Origin of the sequence: Clostridium sp. CAG:43 (assembly GCF_000434655.1) — a bacterium.
Lineage (GTDB): Bacteria > Bacillota > Clostridia > Lachnospirales > Lachnospiraceae > Otoolea > Otoolea fessa.
In genome coordinates this window covers 20568-25677 of record NZ_FR895049.1, presented here as the reverse complement: position 1 = coordinate 25677, position 5110 = coordinate 20568, and the positions used below count along the sequence as shown (strand labels likewise).

General features: G+C 50.8%; 6 protein-coding genes. 4 read left to right on the top strand and 2 right to left on the bottom strand.

Going from position 1 to position 5110, the window contains the following annotated elements:
* A partial coding sequence (locus tag QVO97_RS04160) for a TIGR01906 family membrane protein (RefSeq protein WP_369678380.1) occupies positions 1–890 on the bottom strand: 890 nt, incomplete at its 3' end.
* A 440-nt stretch (positions 891–1330) separates the two neighbouring features.
* On the opposite strand from QVO97_RS04160, the gene QVO97_RS04155 reads away from it, so the two are divergent.
* Complete coding sequence (locus QVO97_RS04155) at positions 1331–1993, top strand: HAD family hydrolase (RefSeq protein WP_022359135.1); 663 nt, start codon at positions 1331–1333, stop codon at positions 1991–1993.
* A gap of 140 nt (positions 1994–2133) precedes the next feature.
* Here QVO97_RS04155 and QVO97_RS04150 read toward each other — a convergent pair whose 3' ends face one another.
* Positions 2134–3036, bottom strand: coding sequence for an SH3 domain-containing protein (locus tag QVO97_RS04150; RefSeq protein WP_022359134.1), 903 nt, complete (start codon positions 3034–3036; stop codon positions 2134–2136).
* A gap of 576 nt (positions 3037–3612) precedes the next feature.
* Between QVO97_RS04150 and trmB the strand changes: the two genes are divergently transcribed.
* The 3 genes from trmB (at position 3613) to trxA (ending at position 5021) form a co-directional block, all read left to right on the top strand.
* Positions 3613–4248 (top strand): tRNA (guanosine(46)-N7)-methyltransferase TrmB, encoded by a 636-nt coding sequence (gene trmB, locus QVO97_RS04145; RefSeq protein ID WP_022359132.1) that lies wholly within the window; start codon positions 3613–3615, stop codon positions 4246–4248.
* 250 nt (positions 4249–4498) lie between these two features.
* Positions 4499–4642, top strand: coding sequence for a hypothetical protein (locus QVO97_RS04140; RefSeq protein WP_181357206.1), 144 nt, complete (start codon positions 4499–4501; stop codon positions 4640–4642).
* Between the two features lie 61 nt (positions 4643–4703).
* Complete coding sequence (trxA, locus tag QVO97_RS04135) at positions 4704–5021, top strand: thioredoxin (RefSeq protein WP_022359131.1); 318 nt, start codon at positions 4704–4706, stop codon at positions 5019–5021.
* Positions 5022–5110: the final 89 nt, after the last annotated feature.

Sequence of the window (5110 nt, the reverse complement as noted above, 5' to 3'; positions counted from 1 at the left end):
CAGTCGGTGGAGGCAAGCGCCTGCATCGGGGCGGCGAGCAGGGACAGCAAAAGTGTACCAATTAAAAACAAGGACAACTTGCTGCCTGTGCTGCCAGCTATTTTCGTCTTCAAATCCGGAGCAGCCGGGTGGCTGGAACTACCTGGAGAGCTGCCGCCTCCGGAATTTCCGGAATTTTCTGCCTCTGATTTGCCCCTGCGGTGTTCCCGCAGGATACATGCAAGGCAGAGAAGAAACAGGGCGCCGGTCATCAGGCAGAAGGTGATGCCGATCCGGGCGGCGGTGTCCATGAAAAATGGTTCCGGCACGATGTTGATCAGAAGATCGGTCCGCGGATCGAGCTGCCAGAGATCGTTGGTAAAGAAGATTTTGTGGAAAATAATAAAATATTTCGTAAAATCAGTGGAAATGATCCCGGCAAGCAGGGCGGTCACGCCCAGAAATAAAACCGTTCCGGCGCAGAGCATCCGTGGCAGCAGGTGTTTTAACGGAACCTTGAAAAGTGCCAGCAGTGCAACCGATGCCGCTGCCAGAAACAGGCAGAGGCGGCGCAGCGCCAGTCCTCCGAGAAAGAGGTTGCGGACATCCGCCATGTGCGCCTTCTCCCTGGCGTTGAAAAATTCGCGCGGCGTCCCGTCTACGACGGTGTCAATGTTCAGATCGTCGCGGCTGCCGCGCAGATACGCCATCATCTCGTCCGTCACGTAAAGCAGGTCGTCCATCTCCATATGGACATCATCGGCAACCTGGTAGCGGGTATATTCATTTTCATAATAATGCGGCGTCCAGTAGGCGACGGCTTCCACCGAGGTGATCAGAAACACGATCATCAGACTGAAAGCACAGATAAGCCCCAGAAGCCAGCTTAAATATGTTTTTTTCTGTGTCATATAAAACCTTTCGCGGCTGTCAGGTTGTGGTACAGCTGCAGCCTTTCATTTTATGTGATAAATTTGTAAAGAGGTCGTTTGTTCTATTTTCCTTGAAACGGCTCTGTATGTCAAAGTTTCCGCTTCGCTATCCAGTATAACAGTTTCGGGGAAGCATGAAAAGGCGCGAAATGGAAAAATATGTGAAATTTTTGTTACTGTTTACGGGTAGGCACTTTTGAAACCGAAAGTGCCGTAAGAAAACGTGGTGGCAGCAGGAATTTGCCGTATTTAAATGCGAAGCCACGGCAAATTCCGTTACTGGGCACGATGCGTGAACAGTAATAAATTTTTCGAAAGAATGGCGGGAGGGTGGAATAGGGGCTTGCCAGCTGGCGGGGGATTCCTGTATACTGGGGGGAGATGTTATAATCTGGAGCAGAAAGAGAGAGGATACGAATATGATAAAGGCAGTCATCTTTGATATGGATGGGGTCATCATTGACAGTGAAGGAATTTATCTGAATTATCTGTATGAATATGCAAAAACGAAAAATCCGGAGGTGACTCTGGAGAGTCTGCACGGGACGGTGGGGACGACGAAGCAGGATTGCTGGATGGTTGTGGAGAAGGCGATCCACAATGGTCAGACCTGGCAGGAGCTGCATGACGAGTATCTGGGGCGCTGGACGGACATTTTTAATTCGATTGATTATCTTTCGATCTTCCGCCCGGAGATTCTGGATGTGATGGATCGCCTGAAAGCAGAGGGCTTCTGGCTGGCGGTCGCATCCGCGACGAATATTGAGCAGGTGGAGCGCATTTTAAAGGAAAATGGCGTGGCGTCCCGTCTGGAGCGGATGATCAGTGCGAGTACGTTCAAGCGCAGCAAGCCGGATCCGGCGGTTTACCTCTATACGGCGGAGCAGATGGGCCTGCAGCCGGAGGAGTGCCTTGTGATTGAGGATTCGACGGTCGGCATCACGGCGGGGCACTGCGCGGGAATGACAGTGGCGGCGCTCATCGATAACCGTTTTTCCTTTGACCGGAGTCTGGCGGACTATGAGTTAAATTCGCTGGAGGAGATTGTGCCGCTGGCGGAGAAAATTCGGGATTTGAAGTAAAATTTGAGTTGAGTAAATTCAGGGATTCATTGCGGAAAGTATAATTGCGAAAGTGATGAACCATTGTACAAAGAAAATGAAAAGGAACCATGTATGTCAGGGAGAAGAATCACTGCATGTATGGTTCCTTTTTTGGCTGATTACTGCGAAACCTGCCGGATAAAGTCTCTGGAAACGTAGGCTTCCTGTCCGTTGTAGCTGATTACCGCCCATTTTTCGTCGTAATCACGGAGATATTCCACATCGGTATCTGGTGCTAGAACACCAATCCTGTCGGTGTCGGTGGATGGTTCCGGACGGACATTGACTGTGTCGGTGGTCCGGTAAACGGTCGATTCTGCGGCAACGGTCTCTGCCTCGGTTTCTGGAGCCAGCGATTCGGTGCTGACGGCTGCAGTAGAATCCGGTTTGGCATCCGTCGCAGGGCGTATCATCTTGATGATCAAAAGCAGCAGGATGATAATAATAATCAGAAGCACTGGTTTAATAATGCTTCGAAATTCAAAAGACGGACCGCCTGCATAGGCGCGCGGACGGCGTCCCCCGGAGCTGCCGGAACGTGTGCCGGCAGGTTTTCCGTTTCCAGAGCTGGCAGAGGAATGTCGGCTGTTCCCGCGAAGGCGGGAAGAAGCGGGGGTTGGAGCTGCACTTCGGGAAGCCCGGGTGGATTTTTTTGTGTCATTGTAGTCATTTGCGAAGGTGTAGACCTCCTGCGACAGAAGGTGATGCGCCTGATTGGCGTTGTAGGCGCTGTTGTCTCCCTCATGGATCGCCTTGTTGCCGATCGTGCGGATCTTGTGGTAATGTTCGCAGGTGGTCTTGCTGATTTTTCCGGCGCTGTAGAGGGCGTCGATCATCTCCAGAAGACCGGTTTCCAGAATGCCATACCGCTCGCAGAGGCATTTGACCATGTATTCAAGGGTCTGGCGGGCTTTCACCATCGCCAGGTTATAATTCTTCTGTCCGATCAGGCGCTCGGTCTCGCGGACCCCGCCGTGGATCTGTTCCCAGGTGCTCTGACCTGTGTTAGCTGTTGTTCCCATAGGCATATCCTCCTGTGTATATGATGCAGGTCCGAAACCGGCGTGCCGGCGGCTGTTCCCGGACGGATCCTGACTTTTGAATGTCCGGCGAAGGGGTGAAAAGACGGCAGTCATTTCGTGACCGTATGTTTGGTTTTGTCCTAAAATTATTATAATATAATCGCTTGAATTATTCATCTATAAAATGATAAAAATTGGAAAAGTTATGAAATTTGTAAGAAAAGGACACAAAGTCGGACGGATTAGAAAGGACGGCATGGAGGAGAGTGGAGGCTGTTTATGGGCAGGCATTTTTGGAACCGAAAGTGCCGCAAGAAAACGTGGAGGCAGCAGGAATTTGCCGTATTTAAATGCGAAGCCACGGCGAATTCCGTTACTGGGCACGTATGCGTGAACAGTAACGCGGGGATCGTAAAATGGTGTGAAAATAGAGCACCTTTGCTTGCGAAATGGGGGCTTCAATGGTAAGATAAGGATAGATCCGGCGGGTAAGCCGGGGCGTCTCAACGGAATGATACGGTACGGAAGAAAGTCCATCCGGGACGGCGCAGATTGTAGACAGCAGGAGGAACGAAGATGAGATTACGCCATATACCGGGCGCAGAGCAGATGATAGAAGAAACCCCGCATGTGGTTCATGGGGCGAAGGAGAAGAAGGGAACCTGGCAGCAGATTTTTGGAAATGACCATCCGATCCGCATCGAGGTGGGTATGGGTAAAGGTCAGTTTATTTTGGAGCAGGCGTCCCGCAACCCGGATGTGAATTTTGTGGGTATTGAGAAATATTCGACGGTTCTTTTAAAGGCGATCCGCAAGAGAGAACAGATGGAACTGTCCAATATCTATTTCTTATGTGAGGATGCCAGAGAACTGGCAGAGATATTTGGACCGGGGGAAGTAGAGCGGATTTATTTGAATTTTTCGGATCCGTGGCCGAAGGACCGCCATGCGAGACGGAGACTGACCTCGCCGCCATTTATGGCAGTGTACGATCAGATTCTCCAGAAGGATGGAAGAGTCGAGTTCAAGACGGACAACCAGGATTTATTTTCCTATTCCCTGGAAGCTATCCCGGAGGCGGGCTGGCGCATCACAGAATATACCCGTGACCTGCACCACAGCGAGATGGCAGAGGGCAACGTCATGACCGAGTACGAGGCAAAGTTCTCGGCGCAGGGCAAGCCGATCTGCAAGCTGGTGGCAGTGCGGTAGGAAAATCGTTACTGTACACGGGTAGGCACTTTTGGAATCGAAAGTGCCGTAAGAAAACGTGGTGGTAGCAGGAATTTGCCGTATTTAACGGTTATCTGAGCTGGCAGAGCCGGAATAAAGAAAATAAAAGCTGCATATATTTACTATAATATAAAGAAGGATGGCTGGATGCGCGGCGGTGCTTTTTGTGAGAAACCTGGACTCACATGAATGGTAACGAGGCGCGCAGAGCGTTTGACAGAAGTCAGGAATGGATATTAAAAAGCAGCTTACACGGAAACTCATTCAGGCGACCAGCGATAAGGTGGAACTGAATAAACAGGCGTTAAAATGGAAAAAATCGATGGAAGAGGCAGCAAAGGCACTGGGAGGCGGTAAAAAGAAGCCGTCGTAAAGAGAAACAGGGCACTTCTGTTGACTGCCTGTATGGATAGAACGAAAGGAGGAAATGAGTGATGGAGATGAAGTTTACGACCGCAAATTTTGAGGAGGAGGTACTGAAATCGGAGATTCCGGTACTGGTTGATTTTTATGCAGACTGGTGCGGTCCGTGCCAGATGATGGCGCCGGTGATCGGGCAGCTGGCGGGCGAGTATGAGGGAAGAGTGAAGATCGGAAAGCTGAATGTCGATGAGAACCCGGATATTGCAGTCCAGTATAAGGTTATGTCGATCCCGACGATGATTATTTTCCGGAATGGGGAAGTGTTCAGCAAGGAAGTCGGCGCTAGTTCAAAGAAGGAAGTGGAGAAGGCGATTGGGCGGGCGCTGTAAAAGCTGCGTCTTTGGAGTCCGGCGTGGGGCAGTTTGAAAAGAGTCGCATCTTTGGAGTCAGGCGTGCGGCAGCTCGAAAAAGCTGGCGC